This window comes from Actinomadura coerulea (assembly GCF_014208105.1).
Classification (GTDB): domain Bacteria; phylum Actinomycetota; class Actinomycetes; order Streptosporangiales; family Streptosporangiaceae; genus Spirillospora; species Spirillospora coerulea.
The window spans coordinates 2797889-2820553 of record NZ_JACHMQ010000001.1 but is presented as its reverse complement, the minus strand read 5'-3'; the positions used below and the strand labels follow the sequence as shown (position 1 = coordinate 2820553).

The 22665-nt window shown below is 73.3% G+C and carries 20 protein-coding genes and 1 pseudogene; 8 read left to right on the top strand and 13 right to left on the bottom strand.

Annotated elements, in window-relative coordinates; all coding sequences use genetic code 11:
• Positions 1-89: 89 nt before the first annotated feature.
• Genes BKA00_RS13075 through BKA00_RS13055 form a run of 5 tightly spaced genes read right to left on the bottom strand, consistent with a single transcriptional unit; the run spans position 90 to position 4972 of the window.
• Positions 90-1628 carry an AMP-binding protein gene (locus BKA00_RS13075; protein ID WP_185025153.1) on the bottom strand — a complete coding sequence of 513 codons (1539 nt, stop codon included), beginning with the start codon at positions 1626-1628 and terminating at the stop codon, positions 90-92.
• Between the two features lie 18 nt (positions 1629-1646).
• Entirely contained in the window at positions 1647-2774 is a 1128-nt protein-coding gene (locus BKA00_RS13070) for a thiolase C-terminal domain-containing protein (RefSeq protein ID WP_185025152.1), read from the bottom strand.
• The gene (locus tag BKA00_RS13065) at positions 2774-3193 is read right to left on the bottom strand and encodes a Zn-ribbon domain-containing OB-fold protein (RefSeq protein WP_185025151.1); all 420 of its coding nucleotides are present in this window, start codon (positions 3191-3193) and stop codon (positions 2774-2776) included. Before BKA00_RS13065 ends, BKA00_RS13070 begins: the two co-directional genes overlap by 1 nt.
• Positions 3190-4050, bottom strand: coding sequence for a MaoC family dehydratase (locus BKA00_RS13060; RefSeq protein WP_185025150.1), 861 nt, complete (start codon positions 4048-4050; stop codon positions 3190-3192). Before BKA00_RS13060 ends, BKA00_RS13065 begins: the two co-directional genes overlap by 4 nt.
• A gap of 4 nt (positions 4051-4054) precedes the next feature.
• Complete coding sequence (locus BKA00_RS13055) at positions 4055-4972, bottom strand: SDR family NAD(P)-dependent oxidoreductase (protein ID WP_185025149.1); 918 nt, start codon at positions 4970-4972, stop codon at positions 4055-4057.
• Between BKA00_RS13055 and BKA00_RS13050 the strand changes: the two are divergent.
• Positions 4902-5882: pseudogene (locus tag BKA00_RS13050) on the top strand (LysR family transcriptional regulator); the annotation flags it as partial. The gene BKA00_RS13055 and the pseudogene BKA00_RS13050 overlap by 71 nt on opposite strands.
• On the opposite strand, the gene BKA00_RS38880 reads toward BKA00_RS13050, so the two are convergent.
• The 4 genes from BKA00_RS38880 to BKA00_RS13030 all read right to left on the bottom strand — a co-directional run bounded on the left by BKA00_RS38880 (position 5848) and on the right by BKA00_RS13030 (position 9839).
• A complete protein-coding gene (locus BKA00_RS38880; protein ID WP_244994172.1) occupies positions 5848-6831 on the bottom strand; it encodes a LysR family transcriptional regulator in 984 nt (327 codons plus the stop codon). The pseudogene BKA00_RS13050 and the gene BKA00_RS38880 sit on opposite strands and share 35 nt — an antisense overlap.
• 21 nt (positions 6832-6852) lie before the next feature.
• Entirely contained in the window at positions 6853-7998 is a 1146-nt protein-coding gene (locus tag BKA00_RS13040) for an acyl-CoA dehydrogenase family protein (RefSeq protein WP_185025147.1), read from the bottom strand.
• Between the two features lie 29 nt (positions 7999-8027).
• Entirely contained in the window at positions 8028-8822 is a 795-nt protein-coding gene (locus BKA00_RS13035; protein ID WP_185025146.1) for an enoyl-CoA hydratase/isomerase family protein, read from the bottom strand.
• Positions 8823-8891: 69 nt separating this feature from the next.
• A complete protein-coding gene (locus tag BKA00_RS13030) occupies positions 8892-9839 on the bottom strand; it encodes an LLM class flavin-dependent oxidoreductase (protein WP_185025145.1) in 948 nt (315 codons plus the stop codon).
• Positions 9840-9964: 125 nt separating this feature from the next.
• On the opposite strand from BKA00_RS13030, the gene BKA00_RS13025 reads away from it, so the two are divergent.
• The 7 genes from BKA00_RS13025 to BKA00_RS12995 all read left to right on the top strand — a co-directional run bounded on the left by BKA00_RS13025 (position 9965) and on the right by BKA00_RS12995 (position 17545).
• Positions 9965-10798 carry an ABC transporter ATP-binding protein gene (locus BKA00_RS13025; protein WP_185025144.1) on the top strand — a complete coding sequence of 278 codons (834 nt, stop codon included), beginning with the start codon at positions 9965-9967 and terminating at the stop codon, positions 10796-10798.
• On the top strand, positions 10795-11667 hold the full coding sequence (locus BKA00_RS40410) for an ABC transporter permease (protein WP_185025143.1): 873 nt from the start codon (positions 10795-10797) through the stop codon (positions 11665-11667). Before BKA00_RS13025 ends, BKA00_RS40410 begins: the two co-directional genes overlap by 4 nt.
• A gap of 114 nt (positions 11668-11781) precedes the next feature.
• Positions 11782-13017 (top strand): acyl-CoA dehydrogenase family protein, encoded by a 1236-nt coding sequence (locus tag BKA00_RS13015; RefSeq protein ID WP_185025142.1) that lies wholly within the window; start codon positions 11782-11784, stop codon positions 13015-13017.
• Between the two features lie 3 nt (positions 13018-13020).
• Positions 13021-14208, top strand: a complete 1188-nt coding sequence (locus BKA00_RS13010; RefSeq protein ID WP_185025141.1) for a thiolase family protein — start codon at positions 13021-13023, stop codon at positions 14206-14208.
• A gap of 31 nt (positions 14209-14239) precedes the next feature.
• Positions 14240-15019 (top strand): SDR family NAD(P)-dependent oxidoreductase, encoded by a 780-nt coding sequence (locus BKA00_RS13005; protein WP_185025140.1) that lies wholly within the window; start codon positions 14240-14242, stop codon positions 15017-15019.
• A gap of 44 nt (positions 15020-15063) precedes the next feature.
• Positions 15064-16374, top strand: coding sequence for an acyl-CoA dehydrogenase family protein (locus tag BKA00_RS13000; RefSeq protein WP_221493137.1), 1311 nt, complete (start codon positions 15064-15066; stop codon positions 16372-16374).
• 1 nt (position 16375) lies between these two features.
• Positions 16376-17545 (top strand): acyl-CoA dehydrogenase family protein, encoded by a 1170-nt coding sequence (locus tag BKA00_RS12995; protein ID WP_230299016.1) that lies wholly within the window; start codon positions 16376-16378, stop codon positions 17543-17545.
• 92 nt (positions 17546-17637) lie between these two features.
• Here BKA00_RS12995 and BKA00_RS12990 read toward each other — a convergent pair whose 3' ends face one another.
• The 4 genes from BKA00_RS12990 to BKA00_RS12975 form a co-directional block, all read right to left on the bottom strand.
• A complete protein-coding gene (locus BKA00_RS12990; RefSeq protein ID WP_185025139.1) occupies positions 17638-18387 on the bottom strand; it encodes an IclR family transcriptional regulator in 750 nt (249 codons plus the stop codon).
• A 77-nt stretch (positions 18388-18464) separates the two neighbouring features.
• The gene (locus BKA00_RS12985; RefSeq protein WP_185025138.1) at positions 18465-19490 is read right to left on the bottom strand and encodes an acyl-CoA dehydrogenase family protein; all 1026 of its coding nucleotides are present in this window, start codon (positions 19488-19490) and stop codon (positions 18465-18467) included.
• Positions 19491-19501: 11 nt separating this feature from the next.
• The gene (locus BKA00_RS12980; RefSeq protein WP_185025137.1) at positions 19502-20716 is read right to left on the bottom strand and encodes an acyl-CoA dehydrogenase family protein; all 1215 of its coding nucleotides are present in this window, start codon (positions 20714-20716) and stop codon (positions 19502-19504) included.
• A complete protein-coding gene (locus BKA00_RS12975) occupies positions 20713-22665 on the bottom strand; it encodes an acetate--CoA ligase family protein (protein ID WP_185025136.1) in 1953 nt (650 codons plus the stop codon). The genes BKA00_RS12980 and BKA00_RS12975 overlap by 4 nt, the downstream gene beginning before the upstream one ends.

The window sequence follows — 22665 nt, the reverse complement described above, 5'->3', positions numbered from 1 at the left end:
TGCTGAATGGAATCTATCGTCGTGCAACGGATGGCCACAAGGCGGGCCCCGGTGTCGCGTCCCAGGTGGGTTCGTCTGCGTCCGGCCGGTCACCGCGCCGGAGCCGCGACGCTTTCCCTTACCTCGCGGCGCAGCAGCTTCCCCGCCGCCGACCGCGGCAGTTCCTCCGCGAACGCCCAGCTGCGCGGGATCTTGTAGCCGGCGATGCGGGCGCGGAGTTCGGCGTCCAGCGCCGCCGCGACCTCCTCGTCCGTCCCTGGACGGTCGACGACCACGACCGCGTGCACGCTCTCGCCCCATTTCTCGTCCGGCCGGCCGACGACGCAGGCGTCGGTCACGCCTGGGAGTTCCAGCAGCGCGTGCTCGATCTCCGCGGGATAGATGTTCACGCCCCCGCTGATGATCAGGTCGGCGGACCGGTCCGAGAGGTAGAGGTAGCCGTCCTCGTCGAGGCGGCCGAGGTCGCCGAGCGTGACGTGCCCGTCCTGGCGGGACGCGGCCGTCTTCTCGGGGTCGCCGAGGTAGACGAACGACAGCTCCTCGTTCTTGAAGTACACGGTGCCGACCTGGCCGACCGGCACCTCGTTGCGGTCGTCGTCCAGGATCCGCAGGCTGACGTGGGGCAGCGCGCGCCCGACGCTGCCGACGCGGGTGAGCCACTCCTCCGACCTGATCATCGTGGCCGACCCCTCGGTGCCGCCGTACAGCTCGACCAGCACCGGACCGAGCCAGTCGATCATGGCCTGCTTGACGTGCGGGGGGCACGGTGCGGCGGTGTGCACGATGGACCGGATGCTTCCCACCCGCAGCGCGGCGCGCTCGTCCTCGGGCGGGGCGAGGAGCTCCCGCATCATCAGCGGGACGAGGTAGAGCCACGTCACGCCGTGCTCGGCGATCGCTTCGAGCGCCCGCTCGCGGTTCCACCGTTCGAGCAGTACCACCCGGTGGCCGACGTCGAGCGCCTGGTCGGCGTAGGCGAGCGGCGAGGCATGGTACATCGGGGCCAGCCCGAGGAACACGCCGTCCTCGTGGTCCGCGCCGTAGCGGCGGGCCCGGGCCAGGGCCGCACCGGCGGCCTCTTCCGGGCTGATGCCGCGTAGCGGGCGCCGGACGCCCTTGGGGCGGCCGGTGGTGCCGGAGGTGTAGAGCATGCGGTTGCCGGCCCCCCGGTCGCGGGGGATCGCCGCGGACGCGGCGGCGACGGGGCCGGTCAGGCGAGCCGCGCCGCCATCCGGTGCGACCGCGAGGACGACGACCGCCCCGCCCGGCAGCCCGGCCCCGGCGGCGGCGTCCTCGGCCAGCTCGACGAACGGATCGGCGGCGAACAGGACCTTCGCTCCGGAGTCGCGCAGGATGTAGGCGATCTCCGGCGCTGTCAGGTGCCAGTTGACGGGGGTGAGGTAGAGCGGCAGCTGCGTCGCGCCGCGGACCAACGCCATCAGCTGGTAGGAGTTCGGCAGGAGGGAGGCGACGACGTCCCCGGAAGCGAGTCCGCGGTTCCAGAGGAAGTTGCTGATCCGGTTGGCGTCGTCGCGCATCTCGCCGTAGGTGATCTGCCGGCCGTCGGTGTGGATCACGGCGACCCGGGCCGGGTCCTTGTCGGCGTACTCGAAGAAGCTGCGCACCATGGGGCTCCCGTCGTGGTTTCAATTGCGGGCGAGGACGAGGACGGACGAGGCCGTGAACATCCCGCCGTACCCGAGCACGGCGCTCGTGCTCACGCCGGGTACCTGGGCCGCGGCCTCATGGCGCAGCTGCCGGACGGCTTCCTGGATGGCGAACATGCCGTACATCCCAGTATGGGTGTAGGCGAGGCCGCCCCCGTTGGTGTTGAGCGGGAGAGACCCGCCCGGAGAGGTCTCACCGGCGGCGACCATCTCGGCCGCCCCGCCCGCCGGGGCCAGCCCGAGGCACTCCAGCCCGATCAGCGGCAGGTGCGCGAAGGCGTCGTACACCATGACGTGGCCGATCTCGGACCGTCCGATCCGCGCCTGCGCGAAGGCGTCGTCGGCGGCGCGCCGGGCCGCGGAGTCGCCGGCCGGGTCGGGCACCTGGGCCACCAGGAGGGGGTCGGAGTTCTCGCCGGTGCCGAGCACCCTCACCGACCGCCGGAGCTGCTCGGTCGTGGCGTGCCCGGACGCGGTGACGACCAGCCCGCCGCCTCCATCGGTCAGCATGCAGATCATCGGGACGGTGAAGGGCCACGCGAGGACCGGCGCCGCCAGTACTTCGCCGAGGGTCATCAGGTCCCGCCGCCCGGCCCGCGGCACCCGGGACGACCAGCGGCGCTGCGCGACGACGACCTGCGCCAGGGCGGTCTCGTCAAGCCCGTTGCCGTGGAGGTGGCGCAGCGCGGGGAGGGTGAAACGGGTGTACGGCGCCCTGGCCCCGTACGGTTCCTCGAACTGCCCGGTCCACGACTGCGGGTCCCGGGGCCGCGGCACGGTGCCGGTCCGCGACCGGCCGGACTCGCCGTGGGTGACCAGCACCCGGGCGGCGTGCCCCGCCGCGATCGCCGCCGCGGCGTGCCGCACGTGCATCAGGAAGGAGCAGCCGCCGACGTTGGTGGAGTCGACCCAGCGAGGCGTGATGCCGAGCGCGTGGGCGACGCCGTGGGGTGAACAGGCGCCCGCGACACCGTCGATCTGGCCGGGCTCCAGTCCGGCGTCGGCGAGCGCCCGCAGGCCGCCTTCGACGTTCAGCCCCAGTACGGACTGGCCGGGGTTGCGGCCGAGCACGTCGGTCTCCGCCGCGCCGATGATGATCGCGTCCATCACGCTCCCTCCGGCCCGGCCGGTGCGAACACCGGGAGGTTCACGTCGCCGCGCTCGATCCAGCGCAGCTCGACGTCCATGTCGAGGGGGAGTGCCGACGGGTCGGCGGGCACGTCCACGATGCGGGTGGTCAACCGGACGCCTTCCTCAAGCTCCACGATGGCCAGCACAAAGGGGGCCTCGTCGGCGAAGACCGGCTCGGGACGGTGCACCACTACGTATGAGTACAGCCGACCACGTCCGGTGCAGGAGGTCCACGTCAGGTCCGTCGAACCGCAGGCGCAGACCGCTCGCGGGTGCTGCGAACCGGCACCGCAGCCGTCGCAGCGGTGATGGACCAGTTCACGTCGTCGCGTCGCCTCCCAGTAGGGCAGCGTCTCGGGCGTCGGCCGGGGAACCGGCTTGAGCTCGCCGGTCATCCGGACGCCTCCGGACGCAGCACCAGCTCACCGCGATCGACGACGACCCGCTCGCCGACCGACGTCGTGTGCGCCCAGGCGTCCGGCCCGGTCTGCCAGACGCGGAGGGTGAGCTTGTCGCCCGGGACTACCGGTGCCCGGAACCGCCCGGAATACGACGCCACCCGCCCCAGCGGATCGGCCTGCCCGCCCGCGCCCAGCTCCTTGAGCAGGACCCGGGCGGTGATGCCCCAGGTGCACAAACCGTGCAGGATCGGCTGCTCGAATCCGGCGCGCTTCGCGAAGGCGGGGTCGCTGTGCAGGGGGTTGCGGTCGCCGCATAGGCGGTAGAGGAGTGCCTGGCCCCGGTCCGTCGGCGTCTCGACGACGAAGTCGGGTAGGCGGTCCGGCACCGGGTCGGTCTGTGTGCCGCGCTCCGGCTCGCCCCATCCCTGGCCGCGCAGAAAGAGCGACGTCAGTGCGGAGAACGCCTCGGCGCCCGTGGCGCGGTCCGTGCCGGTGGCCTCGATCTCCAGCAGCGCCCCCGAGCCCTTGTCGGCGATGCGCGCCACGGTCGAGACGACCTCGACTTCGCCGCCGACGGGCAGCGGACCAGGGAGGGTGACCCGCTGCGCGCCGTGGACGGTGGCGTGGGCGGGCCAGCCGCCGAGTCGATCGCGCAGCGGTCCGCTGCCGCCCGCGAGCAGGGCGGCGTACGTCGGCAGCATCCGCTGGGCCACGCCCTCGGAGTTCTCGGTGACGAGGTCGAGCTGGTCCGGGGCGGCACCCAGCGCCAGCGAGTACAGGAGCGCGTCGTCCGACGTCCACGCCCGGACGTGCGGCGCCGAGCGGGCGCCCACCGAAGTGCGGTCGAGCATCGGCTCAGCCCCGCATGGAGGCGTTGGGACGGGCCGCCGCCAGCAGGCCGCGCAGCGTCGCGTCGAGTTCGGTGAGGTCCTCGCTCGGCGCGGAGGGGGTGCCGTGCTCCCAGCCCTCGGCCACCGACACGCGCTTGCCGGACGTCAGGAACACCCGGCCGGTCACCCCGTCGGAACGCTTCGACGCGAGCCACTCGACCACCGCGGCGGGGAAGCCGGGGGAGCGGGACGGCTCGTCGGGGTCGCCGCCGAGCCCGGCGGTCATCCGGGTCGCGGCGCCCGGCGAGACGCAGTTCGCGGTGACTCCGTACCGGCCCAGTTCGAGGGACGCGGTGATCGTCATGGCGGCGATGCCGGCCTTGGCGGCCGAGTAGTTGGCCTGGCCCGCGTTGCCGAAGAGGCCGGACACGGAGGTCGTGTTGATGAGGCGGCCCCCGCGCTCGGGATGCTCGCGGTGGCGCTCGCGCCAGTGGTTCGCGGCGTGATGGGTGGCGGCGAAGGTGCCCTTGAGGTGCACCTGGATCACCGAGTCCCACTCGGCCTCCGTCATGCGGACGATCGTCCGGTCGCGCAGCACCCCGGCGTTGTTGACGAGGATGTCGAGGCCGCCGAAGGTGTCGACGGCCAGCCCGACGAGCTGCCCGGCCTCCTTCCAGGACGAGACGTCGTGGCCGCTGGCGACGGCCCGCCCGCCCGCTGCGCGGATCTCGGCGACCACCGCATTGGCGGGCGCCGTGCCGTCGGTCTCGCCGTCGAGGCCGACCCCCAGGTCGTTCACGACGACGGCGGCGCCGGCTCGGGCTAGGCGGCGGGCGTACTCGGCGCCGAGGCCGCGACCGGCGCCGGTCACGATGGCGACCCGGCCGGAGCAGGATCGCCCGGCGGAGGGCGGGGTGTTCTTCAGGTCGTGGTCGGCGCTCATGGCCGCACTCTGTCTCCCGGTGGCGGCCGGTGGCAAAGACCTGATCCCGGTCGTCGCGATCGCCGGAGCCTATGGGTGCTCCGCGGATGCGGCCGGGCGTCTGTACTACCGTGCGGGCGTGGACCTGCGGCTTCTCCGGTTCTTCGTGGCGATCATCGACCACGGCGGTGTCACCCGCGCCGCTGAGGCGCTGTACGTCGCGCAGCCGTCGGTCTCGCAGGCGCTGCGGACGCTTGAGCAGCGCCTCGGGGTCGGCCTCTTCGAGCGCGCCGGGCGGGGCCTGCGGCTCACCGACGCCGGCCGCGATCTGGAGATCCGGGCCCGGTCCGTCCTGGCCGAGGTGGAGGAGGCGCGGACCCGGGTCGAGCGGGTGGCGCGGCTCGATGCCGGACGGCTCACCGTCGTGGCGGCCTCGACCTTGGCGATCCATCCGCTCGGCCCCTGGGTCAGGCGCCTGCTGGACGCCCATCCGGGGCTGCGGGTGCACGTCTCCGAGCCCGGGTCGGTCCCGGCCGTGCTGGCCGAGATCACGGAGGGCGCGGCGGAGATCGGGCTGGTCGAGCTGCCCGTCCACAAAGCGTCCCTGGAGACCGTCGAGCTGGCGCAGGACGAGCTGGTCATCGCGGCTGGCGCCGGCCTGGCCGCAACTCTTCCCGACCCGCTGCCGCGCGCGCTCGTCCGGGACCTGCCGTCGGGTGCGCTCGCGCGGGTGCCCGGCGGCCGGACGGCCAGCGAGCGGACCATGGCCGAGGTGCTGGGGGAGCCGCGGGTGCGCAGTGCGCAGCGCCGGCTGCTGTGGGATCTGGTGGGCCAGGGCGTCCTGGTCACCTTCGTGTCGCGGGCCGTCGCCGAGCGGCTCCTCCCGGACGCCGAACTCAGGTCCCTGGATCCGCCGGTGTTCCGCCGGGTCGGGCTGGTCCGCCGCCCGGAGGCGCCGACCCCGGCGGCGCGGGCGCTGCTGGAGATCGCGTTGCCTCCGCGTACGCGGAGGCCGCGAAGAGCCGCGCCACCGGCGACGCCGTCCGGGGATCCCACGCCAGACCGACCGTGAGACCGGTGACGCCGCGCAACGGGGCAAGTCGCGCTCCGTGCCGTTCCGCCTCCGCCGCCCGCCGCGAACCGAGCAGCGTCGCCGCGATGCCCTCCAGCATCCAGGCGGTGCGCGTCTCCTGCTGCCCGACGACCGCCCGCCCTACGAGGTGGGGGCCGCTCTCCTCGATCACCGCCGCCATGCCGGCGGACAGGGTCGGACGCGGCGGCATCAGGACGAGCGGCACGTCGCGCAGCTCGGTGACACCGATCGGCGGCCCGTGGCCGGCGCCGGCCGGTCCCGCCCCGGGCGGATGGGCGACGTAGACGTCGTACGTCCCGAGCGGCAGCGTCGCGAGCCGGTCGCCGGCGTGTCCGATGTCGAGCGGGAGGCGGGTCGCGACGATCTCCGCCGTGCCGGAGGCGAGCACGTCGACGGCCTCCTGCTCCGAGCCGAGCTCGTGGACGTGCACGACCGTCTCGGGGTTCGCCCGTAGGAACGCAGCCACGACCTCGGCCAGCGGGCCGTTGAGCGCAGGCGGCAGCGCCGCGATGTCCAGCCGCGGCGCGCTGCGGCGCGGTCCGGCGGAGACCGCGGCCTCGGCCTGCCGGGTCTCGCGCAGGATCCGGCGCGCGGGACCGAGCAGGCCGTGACCGGCCGAGGTCAGCGTCATGCCCCGCCCGGTGCGGTGGAACAGGACGGCGCCGAGCTCCTTCTCCAGCGCGTGCACCGCATGGGAGATGGTCGACTGGGTGACGTCGAGGGCCGTCCCCGCGCCGCTGATGCTCTGCGCCTCGGCGACCGCGACGAAGTAGCGGAGCTGCTGCAGCTCGATGACCGGCCTCCGCTCCTACAGTCCCAGCGACTTGGCGATGATGACGCGCTGGACCTCGTTGGTGCCACCGTAGATCCGGGAGATGCGCGAGTCGGTGTACATGCGGGCGATCTCGTACTCCCGCATGAACCCGTACCCGCCGTGCAGTTGCAGGCACCGGTCGATCACCCGGTTCTGCGTCTCGGTGCAGTAGACCTTGACCGTGGAAGCCTCGGCGGCGGTGAGCTCACCGATCTCATGGGCGCGCATGGCCTGGTCGAGCAGGGCGCGCCCGGCGGTCACCTCCACGTGGCAGGACGCGAGCTCGAACTTCGTGTTCTGGAAGGACGACACGGGGCGGCCGAACGCCGTGCGGTCCTTGACGTAGGAGACCGTGATCCGCAGTGCCTTCTCGGCCGAGACCTGGGAGCCGAGGGCGATGCCGAGCCGCTCCTGCACGAGGTTGTGCGCGAGGTAGCGGAAGGCCTGGCCCTCCTCGCCGAGGAGGTGGTCCGCGGGGACGGCGACGTCGTCGAAGAACAGCTCGGCCGTGTCGGTGGCCTTGAGCCCGATCTTCTCCAGGTTGCGCCCCCGGCCGAAGCCCTCGCTGTCGGCGTTGACGACGAGGAGGGAGAGGCCTACCCGCCGGTCGGCGTGCTCGCTGGTGCGGGCCACGACGACCACCAGGTCAGCGTTGATGCCGCCGGTGATGAACGTCTTGCCGCCGGACAGTACCCAATGGCCGCCTTCGAGCCGCGCCGTCGTACGGATGCCGGCCAGGTCGGAGCCGGTGCCCGGCTCGGTCATCGCGATGGCGCCCATCCGGCGTCCCGCGGCCATGTCGGGCAGCCAGCGTCGCTTCTGCTCCTCGGTCCCCTGCCGCAGGATGTAGGGGATGACGAGGTTCATGTGGGTCGCCGCGCCGCCGAGCGAGACGCCCGCCCGGCTGCACTCCTCCGACCACACCGACGAGTAGAGGAAGCCGTCCTCGCCGCCGCCTCCGTACTCCACCGGGACGCGGAGGCCGAGCATGCCGAGGTCCCCCAGCTTCTGGTAGACCTCGTGCGGGACGCACCCGGCCGCCTCCCAGTCGGGGAAGTGGGGGACGACCTCCTTCGCGAGGAAGGCCCGCACCGACTTCCGGAACGCCTCGTGCTCCGCGTGGTAGATCGACGTCTGCATCGCATGTCTCCTTCGTTGCTCGGGACGGGTCAACCGCGCCAGCGGCCGGTGAAGACGGGACGTTCGCCCCGGGCGTGCGCCTCCCGCGCGGTCGGGGAGTCGGTCCCGATGTTGACCACCTGGGCGACGTTCTCGGCCGCGACGGCCTCCCGGAACGACCGCTCGTGGGAGCGGCCGAGCAGTTCCTTGTCGAGCCGGACGGCGACGGGCGGGGCCGCGGCGAGGCGCAGCGCCAGGTCGTCGGTGAACGCGTCGGCCTCGCCGGGCGGGACGAGCCAGGTCACCAGGCCGAGCCGGCGGGCCTCCTCCGCGTCGAGCGTCTCGGCCAGGTAGGCCAGCCGCTTGGCCGCCTGCAGGCCGACGACCCGGGGCAGCAGCCACGACGACCCGGTGTCGAGCGACAGCCCGCGGCGCGCGAAGGCCGTCCCGAACCGGGACCGGGTCGTGGCCACGACGAGGTCGGCCGTCAGCGCGAGGCTCAGGCCGGCGCCCACGGCGGGGCCGTCGACCTTCGCCACGACCGGGAGCGGCAGTTCTTGCAGGGCGACCAGTGGCGCGGTGACGTGGCCGAGGCGGTCCAGGGGGTGCAGGTCGGCGCGCCGCCGCGCCGAGGTGTCGGCGCCCGCGCAGAAGTGGCCGCCCGCTCCGGTGAGCACCAGCACGCGCGCGTCCGACCGGGCGACCGCCTCCATGTGGTCGGCCAGGACGGTCCAGGCGTTCCGGTCCATCGCGTTGCGGACGGCCGGACGGTCGATCGTGATGGTGGCCACGGGCCCCTCGAAGGCGAGTCGGACCTCGTCGCCGGGACTGCTCTCCTGTTTCACGCCGTCATTCAAGGGCGGTGCGGTGCTCGCCGACCAAGACCTGCCGCCGAACCCCGGGGGCGTCCGCGCCTATGCGAGCATCGCGCCGATCCGGTCGATCTGGGGTAGGGCGTCCTCGAAGAGCAGCGACAGGTAGACGCCGTCGACGTGCGCCGAGAGCTCCTCCAGCCGGGCCCGGCACTCGTCCGCACGCCCCACGACGGCGAAGCGGCCGAGCAGGTAGTCCTCGATGTCGGGCCGGTCCGCGAACATCGTCGCGTTCGAGGTCGCGCCGGAGCGGCCGTGCGAGCCGTAGTCGTAGGCCGCGTAGCGCTCGGCCAGCACGCCGGCGTACTCCGCGGGCACGTTCTTGCCCTCGAAGGTCGACGCGAAGGCGAAGTGCGAGGCGCTCACCGCGCGCGGGACGAGGCGCCGCCGCAGTTCGCGCACCTCGTCGTCGTCCCGTCCGATCGCGATCCGCATCGAGGCCCAGATCTCCAGCGGAGCGGCGGCCGCGTCGCGGGACTCCTGCGCGCGCTCGCGGATCGTGCCGAGCGCGGCGGGGTCCCCGCCGACGCCGGCGATGACGCCGTCGGCGACGCGCCCGGCGCTGCGCGCGGTCGCGGGGCCGCTCGCCGCGACGAGCAGGAAGGGGGCGACGCCGGCCGCGCGCGCGGACTCGGCCACCGAGCGTCCGAAGTCTTCGAGGCCGGCCAGGGACGCGGGCCTCAGGCCGAAGGTGCGGACGGCCGAGTCGCCCCGGCCGAACCCCAGTCGGAACCGTCCGGGGTGGGCGGCGGCCAGGGTCCGCACGGCGCTGGCGTGCACCGACCAGTGCCGGGTCACGGGGTTGGTCACGCTGGTGCTGACGACCAGGGAGGACGTCGCGCCGAGCGCGTCTGTGCAGGCGGAGTACAGCTCCCCGTAGTTGGGGGAGTCGCCGATCCCGATGCCCCACAGGCCGGCCGCCTCGCACCGGGCGGCCACCTCCCGGGTCATGCCGGGGGACAGCGGGAGCCAGTTGGCGCACAGGCGCATGGTCGTTCCTCTCCGTCGGGTCGTCGGCCCTTGACATAACCTCGGATCACCCAGATGATTCATACCAGGGTAATCAGATTTCGTTCAATCGAATTCATAGCCGTGACGATGCTGGGAGGGGCCCAATGACTGAGGCCGTGCGCTCCGAGTCGCCCCCGCCGGGCGGCGTCGCGCCGAACGCCGACAAGATCCGCATCGAGGGGCTGTCCTACCGATACCGTCGTCGCGGCAGGGAGGACGTCGCCGCCCTCGACGACGTCGACCTGACCGTCGGCCGCGGCGAGTTCCTCTCGGTCGCCGGACCGTCGGGGTGCGGGAAGTCGACGCTGCTGCGGGTGCTCGCGGGGCTGCAGAAGCCCACCGGCGGAGTCGTCCGGGTCCGCCGTGAACACCAGGACCGCCCGCTCTGCGCCCCGGTGTTCCAGGAGTACTCGATCTTTCCGTGGCGCTCGGTCGAGGCGAACGTGCGCCTGGGGCTCGACGCCGCCGGTGTGGACCGCGCCGAGGCGCGCCGCCGCTCCCAGGAGTGGATCGAGCGGGTCGGCCTCGCCGGGTTCGAGAAGGCGCTTCCGGGCAACCTGTCCGGAGGCATGAAGCAGCGCGTCGCCCTGGCCCGCGCGTTCGTCGTCGAGCCCGAGATCCTGCTGATGGACGAGCCCTTCGCGGCGCTCGACGCGCAACTGCGCAAGGTGCTCCAGGAGGAACTGCTCGCCATCGTCCGCGAGCACAGCCACACGGTCTTCTTCGTCACCCACAACCTCGACGAGGCGATCCTCCTCTCCGACCGGATCGCCCTGATGTCGGCCCGGCCGGGACGTGTCCGCCGCATCGTCGACGTCCCGTTCGCGCGCCCGCGGTCGGCGGCGCTGAGGAAGGACCCGCAGTTCGCTCGGCTGGAGGAGGATCTCTGGGCCGACCTGAAGGACGACGTCGAGGCGACCGAGGGGGCCGTCCAGTGACCGTGCAGACGGACCGGGGCGCCTCGCGGAACGAGGACGGCTGGGTCGAGCGCCGGCCCGATCCCAAGCAGCGGTCGGCGGCCGACCAGGCGCGGCGCGACGGTGCCCTGCGCCTCCTGCTCGGCCTCGTGCTCCCGGTCGGCGTGCTCCTCGCCTGGGAGATCTCGGCCCGATCGGGCTGGATCGACTCCCGCTTCTTCAGCCAGCCGAGCGCGGTGGGGTCGAAGGCGGGGGAGGACCTGCGGAGCGGGCTGCTCTGGTCCGAGCTCAGGATCACCATCGTCCGGCTGGTGACCGGCTACGTCATCGGATCGCTGGCCGGCATCCTCATCGGCCTGCTGATGAGCCAGGTGAAGGTCCTGCGCTGGATGCTGGAGCCCCTGATCCGCGCGCTCTACGTCATCCCCAAGCTGGCGCTGCTGCCGCTGTTCCTGCTCCTGTTCGGGCTCGGCGAGGTGCCGAAGCTGGTCTTCATCTCCCTCGGCACCTTCTACATCGTCGCCTTCACGACGCTGTCGGCCGCGATGATGATCCCCACCGCGTTCCACGAGGTCGCGCGATCCTACGGCCTGTCGCCCGGCCAGCGCTTCCGCTGGATGATCGTCCCGGCGATCACGCCGCAGATCGTCTCCAGCCTCAAGCTCGCCTCGGGCATCTCCATGCTGCTCGTCATCGCCGTCGAGTTCGTCAACGCCCACGAGGGCCTCGGCTACTACACCTGGCACGCCTGGCAGGTCTTCGTCCCCGACCGGATGTACGTCGGCGTCGTGACCATCTCGATCGTCGGCGTCCTGTTCAGCGGACTGGTCGGGCTGCTCGGCTCCCGCCTGTCGCGCTGGGCGGACAGCGAGTACGCCCAGAGCCGCTGACCCGGCCCGCCACCGCAACGCACACATCCCATCCATCACGCAGGACCTGCCCGCGCTCCACGACGAGCGCCGGGACGGTCCCGCACTCCCGCAGACGGGGAAGCAGCACAGCGCATGACCACGACATCCGACCCGCGGCCGGCCGACCCGGCCCCCGCCGGCCAGCAGACCGACCTGTCCGAGCTGCGCGAGATCGCCCGCCAGGTCGCGGAGAAGCGGTACGCCCCCCGCGTCGAGCAGTGGGACCGCGACCGGACCGTCATCACCCATGACGAGCGGCGCTACCTGGGGTCCCTCGGGTGGTTGGGCATCGCCCTGCCCGAGGAGTACGGAGGCGCCGGAGGAACGTTCGCCGAAGCCCTGGCCGTGGTCGAGGAGCTGGCCAAGGTATGGCCGCCGGCGGCCTTCCAGGTCTTCGAGGCCAACGTCGGACCGGCGCAGCACCTGGTGCGGCTCGGCACCGAGGAGCAGAAGCGGCGCTTCCTGCCCGGCGTGATCAGCGGCGACAACGCGATGGCCATCGGCATCTCCGAGCCGGACGCCGGATCGGCCGCCACCGACATGGTCACCCGCGCGGAGATCAAGGGCGACACCGTCGTGGTACGCGGCCTGAAGCGCTGGATCTCCAACGGCGGTGACGCCGACCGCTACCTCGTCTACTGCCGGATGAACGACCTCCCGGGCGCCAAGGGCATCGGGGCCGTGATCGTCGAGGCCGACCGCAAGGGCGTCTCGTTCGGAGCGCGCGAGCGGCTGATGGGCTTCCGGGGCCTGCCGTCCGCGGACGTGATCCTCGACGACGTGGAGGTCCCGGTCGAGAACATCGTCGCCCGGCCCCCCGACGGCTTCCGCGACCTGTTCTCGATGTTCTCCATCGAACGGCTGGGCAACACCACGATGAGCCTCGCGCTGGGGCAGGCCGCCCTGGACAAGACCATCGCCTACGTTCAGGAGCGCGAGCAGTTCGGCCGGCCCATCGCGGAGTTCCAGGCGGTCCAGGTCACCCTCGCGGACATGCTCCTGGAGGTCGAGTCGGTGCGCATGCTCCGCGACCGCGCCGTGGCCGGGCTCGACGCCGGCACCCCGAGCACCCTGCACGTCTCGCTCGCCAAGTGCGCCGCCAACGAGATGGCCAAGCGCGTCACCGACATGGCGATGATGCTGCACGGCGCGAACGGCTACACCGAGGAGTACGGCCTGGAGCGCTTGCACCGGGACGCGCACGGCTGGGCGCTCGCCGGCGGCACCCCCAACATCCAGCGCACCCGTATCGCCGCCGAGCTGCTCGGCCGCTCCTTCGACCAGCGTCCGGCGCGGCGCAAGGCCGCCGCCGGCGGAAGGGAGGCTTGAGCCATGGCCGAGCTTCGTGACGTCGTCATCGTCGACGGGTGCCGCACCCCCATGGGCAAGGGCAAGCCGGGGGGCGCGCTGAGCGGCCTCCACTCCGTCGAGCTGCTCGCCCAGACCCTCGCCCACCTCGTCTCGCGGACGTCCATCGACCCGGGCATCGTCGGCGACGTCATCGTGGGGTGCGTCAGCCAGGCCGGGGAGCAGTCCGCGACACCCGGCCGGATGGCGTGGCTCTCGGCGGGCTTCCCCGTCCACGTCCCGTCCACCACGGTCGAGCGCAAGTGCGGCTCGGGGCAGCAGGCGATCGAGTTCGCCGCGCAGGGCATCGCGACGGGCATGCACGACGTCGTCATCGCCGCGGGGGTCGAGTCGATGAGCCGCGTCCCGATGGGCATCGCCCGCATCGAGCAGGACCCGTGGGGTCCCGGCGTCGCCGGGCGCTTCCGCCTGGTCCCGCAGGGCGTCGCCGCCGAGCGGGTCGCCGAGACCTGGGGCATCACCCGCGAGGAGCAGGACCGGTTCTCCGCCGACTCCCACCGGCGGGCGCAGGCCACCGCCGTGTCCGGCGGCTTCGACGAAGAGATCGTCCCGATCACCCTTCCGGACGGCACCGAGGTGACCGCCGACGAGACCATCCGCCCGACCACCACGGTCGAACGGCTCGCCGGGCTCAAGGCCGTCTTCGAGTCCGAGGACTACGCCGGCCTCCTGCCGGGCCGCACCTGGTCGGTCACCGCCGGGAACAGCTCCCAGCTCACCGACGGAGCGGCGGCCGTGCTGCTGATGAGCGCGGAGAAGGCCGAGCGGCTCGGCCTCACCCCCCGCGCGCGGATCACCGGCTCGTCCGTCGTCGGCGACGACCCCGAGATGATGCTGACCGGCCCCATCCCGGCGACCCGGCGGATCCTGGAGCGCACCGGCCTCCGGCTCGACGACTTCGACGCCTTCGAGGTCAACGAGGCCTTCGCGTCCGTCCCGCTCGCCTGGGCCAAGGAACTCGGGGTCGACCACGCCCGGCTGAACCCGCGCGGCGGCGCGATCGCGCTCGGCCACCCGCTCGGCGCGAGCGGATGCCGCCTCTTCGTCACCCTGCTCAACCACCTGGAGCAGACCGGCGGCACCCGCGGTCTCCAGACCATGTGCGAGGCCGGCGGCCTCGCGAACGCGACCGTCCTCGAACGGATCTCCTGACGGCGCACCGACGACACGAAGGGCACAACGAATGGACATCCGGGGCAAGGCGGCACTCGTCACCGGGGCGGCGTCCGGCCTCGGCCGGGCGACCGCGCGGGAGCTGGTCGCCGCCGGGGCGCACGTCGTCCTCCTCGACCTGGAGAGCAGCGACGGCCGGTGCGTCGCCGAGGAGGTCGGCGCGGGCGCCGCGGGCCGGGTGCGGTTCGCCGCCGCCGACGTGACCGACTCCGACCAGGTCGCCGCGGCCGTCAAGGCCGCGACCGAGCTCGGCGAGCTGCGCGCGCTCGTGCACTGCGCCGGACGGGGCGGGCCCGTCCGGGTGGTCGAGAAGGACGGCACGCCGGGCTCCATGGAACGGTTCCAGGGCGTGGTCCAGACCAACCTGATCGGGACGTTCAACGTGCTGCGCCACGCGGCCGCCGCGATGGTCGCCCTTGACGACCTGCCCGACGGCGAGCGTGGCGCGTGCGTGCTCACCGCCTCGGTCGCGGCGTGGGAGGGGCAGATCGGCCAGCTGCCGTACGCCGCGTCCAAGGCCGGTGTGGTCGGCATGACGCTCGTCGCCGCCCGTGATCTGGCCCGGAACCACGTCCGCGTCAACACGATCGCGCCGGGCCTGTTCGACACCCCGATCCTCTCCCGCGTGCCGGAGCAGGTCCGCGACCGCCTGGCCGCCTCGATCCCGCACCCGGCTCGCCTGGGCGATCCCGAGGACTTCGCGTCCCTGGCCGCCCACATCCTCGCCAACCCCATGCTCAACGGCGAAACGATCCGGCTCGACGGCGCCATCCGGATGGCCCCGCGATGACGTCGGCCGAGCCCTCGCTCCCTCCCTCTGAAAGGCAACCCTCCATGAGCGTCGACACCACGACTCCCGCAGGCGGACCCTCGGCGGGGGACGGCCCGGCAGGGCGGGAGCCGATGTTCGATACGGTCCGCGACGTCTGGGACCCGGCCTTGCTCGACCCGGAGCCGACGTACGACGGCATGTGGGCAGAGCTCACGCCGCACCAGCGCGAGATCCGGGAACGGGCCCGCGAGGTGGCCGTCCGCGAGCTGCGCCCGAGGGCCGCCCACTGGGACGAGACCGAGGAGTTCCCGCGCAGGACGTTCGAAGCCGTCCTTGAAGCCGGGCTCGTCGGCCTCACGATCCCGAAGCGCTACGGCGGCCAGGGCGAGAGCCTGCTCGAAGGATGCATCGTGGTGGAGGAGCTGGCGCGCGCCTGCCTGAGCACCGCGATGTCCGTCCAGCCGTTCCTGAACGGGCCTTGGCGCGCGATCCACGTGCTCGGTACCGAGGAGATGAAGAACCGGCTGCTCCCCGGGGTCGCCGCCGGCACGAACCACTTCGCGATCGCCATGAGCGAGCCGGCCGCCGGCAGCGCCGGCACCGACCTGCGGGCCACCCTGACCCCGGACGGCGACGGATTCCGGCTGACCGGCACCAAGTGCTGGATCACCGGCGGCCACGTCGCGGACACCATCATCGTGTTCGCCCGCCTGGCCGGCACCTCCGGCCCCTACGGCATCGGCGCCGTGGTGCTCACCGGGCGGCCCGACGGGGTGGGCGAGTTCCACATCGACCCGAAGATGGGGATCCGGGGCGTCGCCGAGTGCCTGGTGCACTTCGACGACGTGCGCGTCGACCCGGAGGACGTCCTGGTCATGCCCGAGAAGCACTCCAAGAACGGCACCGGCATCCTGGTCAACCAGTTCAACCCCGAGCGCTGCGGCAACGCCGCCATGTGCACGGGGCTCGGCCAGGCCGCCCTGGACGCGAGCGTCGGCCACCTCAACGCCCGCCGCCAGTTCGACCGCCCGCTCGCGGAGTTCCAGGGCCTCCAGTGGAAGATCGCCGACATGGCGCTGGACGTGCACGTGTCGCGCATGCTGCTGTGGCGGGCCGCCCGCAGCGGGGACGGGGGCTTCCCCGACCAGACGGCGACCCTCATGGCCAAGCTGCACAGCAGCGAGATGGTGCAGCGGGTCACCAACACGGCCATCGGCGTCCACGGCGCGCGCGGCTACTCGCGCCGCTGGCCGGTGGAGCGCTACTTCCGCGACGGGCGCGGCCTCGCCATGGGCGGCGGGACGCCCGAAGTGATGCGCAACGTGCTCGGCGCCCAGGTGCTCGGCGTCAGCGGCAGCCAGCGGAGGAGGTGACGTGGCTCTGCGACCCCAACTGGACCGGACGGTCTACGGTGCCGAGCACCGGGACTTCGCCGACATGGTCGGAGCCTTCCTGCGCGACCAGGTGGCGCCGCGCGTCGCCGAGTTCGAGGCCGCGGGGATGGTGCACCGGGACCTCTACCGGGCCGCCGGGAAGCTCGGCCTGGCCGGCCTCCAGATCCCGGAGGAGTACGGCGGCGGCGGACAGGACGGCTTCCTCTTCAACTGCGTCGTGACCGAGCAGGTCGCCTACGAGCGGGTGACACTCGGCTCCCTGCGCGTGCACACCGACGTCGTCACCCCGTACGTTCTGTCCCTCGCGACCGACGAGCAGAAGCGCCGCTGGCTCCCGGGGATGGCGAGCGGCGAGCTGATGACGTCGATCGCCATGACGGAGCCGGGCACGGGCTCCGACCTGGCCGGCATGCGCGCCACGCTGCGCCGGGACGGAGCCGACTGGATCCTCAACGGGACGAAGACCTTCATCACCGGCGGCGCGCAGTCGGACCTGGTCCTCGTGGTCGCCCGCTCCTCGTCGTCCGGTGACGACCGCCGCGCCGGGCTGACCATCGTCGCGGTCGAGGCGGACATGCCGGGCTTCACCCGCGGCGCCGAACTCGACAAGCTCGGCCTCAGGGCGCAGGACACGACCGAGCTCTTCTTCGACGACGTGCGCATACCCGCGACCAACGTGCTCGGTGAGGAGGGCCAGGCGTTCCGCTACCTGTCCTCCCATCTGGCACAGGAGCGGCTGTCCATCGCGGTCAACTCGCAGGCCCAGGCCGTCGCGGCGCTGGACCTGACCTGCGAGTACGTGCGCGAGCGGGAGGTGTTCGGGCAGCGGCTCGGCGGGTTCCAGAACACCAGGTTCGTCCTCGCCGAGCAGGCGACGCAGATCGCGGCCGGTCAGGCGCTGGTCGACCAGGCCATGGCCCGGCACGAGCGCCGTGAGCTGGCGCCGCCGGCGGCGGCCCAGGCCAAGCTGTTCTGCACCGAGCTGCACGGCCGGGTGGCCGATGCCTGCCTGCAACTGCACGGCGGTTACGGCTACGTCTGGGAGCAGGACATCTGCCGGATGTACGCCGACGCGCGGGTCGCCCGCATCTACGGCGGGACCAGCGAGGTGATGAAGGGCATCATCGCCCGGACGCTCCAGCTGACCTGACCCGGCGAGGACGCCCACGTGAAAGGCCCCTACCGCACCATCCTCAGGGTGCGGCAGGGGTTTCGTGCGTTGCCCGTTCGTATGTCGCCCGGTCAGGCTTCCCGGACGACGGCCGGACGGCCGAGGCGGGTGCTCATGGCCTCCGCCTCCCGCAGCACGCCGGCGACGACCCGGTCGCGGATCTCCTCCGCGCGCGCGGTCGGGATGGACATGCCGAGGGCGCCCACGACGTCTCCGGTGGCGTCGAAGACGGGCGCGGCGCACCCCCACAGGTCGGGCCAGCGCACACCGGGGCCGACCGCGTAGCCGCGCCGCCGGATCTCAGCCAGCATGGCCGCGACCTGCTCGGGGTCGCGTGGATCGCCGTTCTCGGCCTGCTCGGCGAGGGCCCGTTCGACGGACGGCTCGTCGAGCTGTGCCAGCACGGCCTGGCCGGTGGTGACGGCGAGGAGCCGGTATCGCTGGCCGAGGCGCACGTGCGCGCGGACCGGCTTGACCGGCTCGGAGTGGGCCGCGTAGGTCACCGCGCCCTGCTCGTAGACGGCGTAGACCGACGTCTCGTCCAGTTCGGCGGTCAGCCGGTCGGTGTGCTCGCGGGAGATGGCCGAAAGGCCGACCGAGGTGTTGACCGCGCAGCCGAGCCGCCAGACCAGCATCGTCCCGCGCCAGGTCCGGTCGGCCTGCTGCACGACGTAGCCTTCGTCCGCCATCAGGCGCAGGATCCGCAGCAGCGTCGGCGGCGCCAGTTCGGTGCGCTCGCTGAGCACCTTGAGAGTCTCCGGACCGTGGTCGCAGACCGCCTCGAGCACTCGCAGCGTCCGTGCGATCGAACCCTCGGCCACCGCTCGGCCTCCTGTATCCGCGGGACAGTTCTCCAGGAGCCTAGCGCAAATTCTACTCAGTAGAATCGAATTGCAGGTCAGGCGGTGAGTGCGGCCGCGATCTGTGCGCGGTGGTGGCCGGCCGTGCCCAGCAGCAGGGTGCCGACGGTGCAGCGCTTGAAGTAGTGGTGCAGGTCGTGCTCCCAGGTGAAGCCGATGCCGCCGTGCAACTGCAGGGCACCGCCGGCGACCTCCTCGGCGGCCTCCGTCGTCCAGGCCATCGCGGTCGCGGCGACGAGGGCGCGATCGCCTGCGCCCGACTCGAGCGCATCGGCCAGTTCGAGCACCATCGAGCGGATGGACTCGACCTGGATCAGCATGCCCGCGCACCGGTGCTTGACGGCCTGCCGGGCGGCGATCGGCATTCCGAACTGGACCCGCTGGTCGGCGTACTCGACGGTGGTATCGAGCAGCCAGGCCGCCAGTCCCAGCAGCGTCGCGCCGTGCAGGGCCAGCGCGAGCAGCCGCGCCTCCTCGACAACGGACGCCAGGGCGTCGCCACCGGCCGGCAGCAGGGTGGCGGGGGAGCCGTCGCAGACCACCCGGACCAGCGGCTGGGTCCCGTCGAGGTTCTCCAGCGGCTCGACGGTGGCGTCACTCGTCCGCACCAGCGCGAGCCGACGGCCGTCCGGCGCCCGCACGGCCGCCACGACGACGTCGGCGACGTCCCCGTCCGGCACGAAGGGGAGGGTGCCGTGGACCAGGCCGTCACGGATATCGAGCGCGGGCGCGGACCAGGTGCCGTCCTCGGCCAGCAGCCCGTACGTCGCCAGCCCGGTGACCTCGCCGCCGGCCGGCCCGATCAGGGCGCCCGCAACCGAAGCGGCCAGGAACGGCAGGGGGGCGGCGGCCCGGCCCAGCGCCTCGGCGACCAGGCACGCGGTGACCACGTCACCCGCCTCCGCCGGTTCGAGCAGCCCGTTGGCCACCAGCTCGGCCCAGAGCCCCGCGTCGAACTTCCGGGGCCCCGGCGCGTGTCGCATCTGCTCCAGTGGGTCGCGCTTGCGGAGCAGGGCGCTGACGCTCTCGGCGAAGTCGGTCTGCTCGGTGGACGCCAGTCTCATGCGTTCCCTCCTTAGGAGCCGGTGAACTCGCGCCAGGAGACGGTCTTGCTCGGGTCCGCTCCGCGGGGCATGCCAAGGGCACGCTCGGCGATCTGGTCGCGGAGCACCTCTGAGGTGCCGCCGGCGATGGTCTTCGGTTGCACGCGCAGGAAGGCCCACGCGTCGTAGGCGCGGGCGCGGTCGCCGGGGGCGTGCGCGACCGCGCCGAGGCCTGCGCCGCCGAGGATGCCCCGCTGCAGGCGCTTGGTGTGCTCGGCCTGCAGGACCTTGTTGTACGGCGTGCCGTTCGCCACCGGCGGCAGGCCTCCCGCTCGATGCAGGGCGTTGCGCCGGTTGTTCAGCGCGATCGCCTGGGACTCGACGTACAGGCGCACGATCGCGTCGGCCTCCACGGCACCGGCTCCCGGGAGGCGTTCGGTGACGAGCTCGTCCACGGTGCGGCCGACGACGGAGCCGGGGGTGGCGGCGCCCGCCCCCGAGCCGGCCGCGCGCTCCAGCTGGAGCACCGCGCGCACGACCTCCCAGCCCTGGCCGGTCGCACCGAGGCGGTAGCGGTCGGGCACCACGACGTCGTCGAGGACGACCTCGAAGAACTCGGCGTCGCCGGTCATCTGCAGGATCGGCCGGACCTGGACGCCGGGCGTCGAGAGATCCACGAGGAAGCAGGTCAGCCCGGCGTGCTTGGGGACGTCGATGTCGGTGCGGGCGACCGCGAGGCCCCAGCCGGCCCGGTCGGCGCGGCTGGTCCAGATCTTGCGGCCGGTGAGGTGCCACCGGTCCCCGTCGCGGCGGGCGCGGGTGCGGACCGAGGCCAGGTCGGAACCGGCCTCCGGCTCGCTGAAGAGCTGGCACCAGAGAACCTCGTTGCGGGCGATCGGGGGGAGCAGCTCGGCGGCGACGTCGCCGTCCGCGAACTTCAGGATCGCGGGTCCGACCCAGCCGGTGCCGATGGCGCTCTCCACCGTGCCCACCCGCCAGCGGGCGAGGGTGCGGCGGACATCGACCGCCTCGTCGGCGGACAGCGCGCGTCCGCCCAGGTGAACCGGCCACTCCGGGACGAGCCAGCCGTCGGCCGCGACCGTGCGGACGAGAGCGGCGGTCAGGTCGGCGCCGAGCTTGGCAAGGTGGTCGGCCAGGCCGTTCCTGTCGCCGGCGTCGACCAGCTCGGTCCAGCGCGCGGGCAGCACCCGCCGCAGCAGCTCCTCAAGCCGCAGCGCGGCGCTCATCGCACGACCCTGGCGTCGAGGGCGACGATCCGGCTGCCGACCACGCCGAGCGGGTTGCACTCGACGAGCGCGGCACCGGTGCGGTCGGCGAGGTCGGCGAGGGCGAACGCCGCCGCGGCGAGCGCCGCCGCCAGCCCGTCGTACCGTCCCGGCACGCGGTCGAACAGCTCGGCCGCGAGCCGCCGGGCGAGGTGCTCGGCGCCGAGGGCCGCCGGCATGGCGACCGTCCGGTCCAGCAGCTCGACGTGGACGCCCCCGAGGCCCGCCGAGACGACCAGCCCCCACTGGGGGTCGCGCCGGACGCCGGCGAAAAGCTCCATCGACGAGCGGAGCTGGCGGGCCACGATGAGCGGGACGCCGCTCGCGAGGAGCTCGGCGGCGGCTTCGCCGGCGGTGGCCGCCGTGACGTCGAGCCGGACCCCGCCCGCGCGCGCCTTGTGGACGCCGGCGGCGACGTCGGACTTGAGGACGACCGGCCAGCCGAGATCCTCGCCGCGGGCCAGCACCTCGGCGACCGTGGTCGCGGCGCTCCAGTCGGCCACGTCCACCCCGGCGCCGGCGACGAGCCGGAGGCTTTCGGACGCGGTCGGGTCGGAGCCGACGAGGGAACCGGGGCCGTCAGCGGCCGGCCGGAGGGCGGCGACTCCGCTCAATCTGGGCGGCGCGCAGGACGCGAGGACGCGGCACGCCGAGTCGAGATCGGGGAGCACGACCTCGCCGGCCTCGATGCGCGGCCGGACGGTGGCCGGTTCCCGGTCGAGGGTGGCGAGGACCGAAGGCGGTACGGCGCCCGCGTGGGCGCCCGCGGCGGCGGCCTGGTTCTCGCGGCCGATCACGACGACGAGATCGACCTCGCCGCTTTCGCGCAGCGTCGCGCAGACCTTTTCGAGCGTCGCGTCGTCGCCGATCGTCTGCGCGGTCACGTCGATGGGGTTGCGCGGGGAGGCGATTCCCGGCAGGTGCGCCATCAAGCGCTCCTGCAGCCCGGTGCTGAGGACCGGGACGTCGAGGCCGACGCCGCTGAGCAGGTCGGCGGCCACGACGCCGGCCCCGCCGGAGCCCGTCACGATGCCGGTACGCCGTCCGGCCGCACGGCCCATCAGGGACAGGCCCAGCCCGGCGAGCACCAACTCCCGGTCGGAGCCGACGAGCACGGCGCCGTACGCCTCGAACAGCTCGCGGGTCACCGCGGTGTCCGTGCTCACCGCCGCGGTGTGTGAGGCGGCCGCGGTGGACCCGGCCTCGGAGAGGCCGCCGAGCAGGCACACGACCGGCACGCCGCGGGCCGCCGCGTCGGCCAGCAGGGCCTGGAGCGTTCCAGCGTCGCGGACGCCCTCCAGGTAGAGCATCAGGACCCGGGGTGCGGCCGCGGCGAGCACGCCACGGGCCAGTGTGCAGGCGTCCAGATGGGTCTCGTTGCCGCTGCCGATGAAGCCGTCGAGGTGGAAGCCGTACCGGGCGGCGGCCGTGACGACGCGGGCACCGAAGGCGCCGCTCTGGGAGACGAGGAAGGCGCCGCTCCCGCCCCGGCAGTCGACGAGGCTGTCGAAGGCCTGGGCGAAGGTCAGCACCGCGCGGCCAGGCGCGTGGTAGAGCCCGACGGTGTTCGGGCCCAGGACGATGGTGCCCCGGGCGGTGGTCAGCGAGCCGCCGCCGGTCTCCTCGAAGCCGGAGGCGAACACGACGGCGAACTTCGCGCGCCCGTCGATCCGGTCGAGGACCTCCTGTGCGGCCGCGGCCGGCACGCAGAGCAGCGCGACGTCCACGTTCCGTTCGAGGCCGTCCCGGGGGTCGGGCGTCAGCACCTCGCCGCCGAACCGCGCCTGGCGCAGGTGCCGCAGGGTGCGGGCGCCGAGGCCCGTCTCCTTCGACGTCCCGCCGATGACGGCGACGGTGGCGGGCGAGAGCAGGGGACGCAGGTCGGGCACCTGGAGATCGGGTTTGTTCAC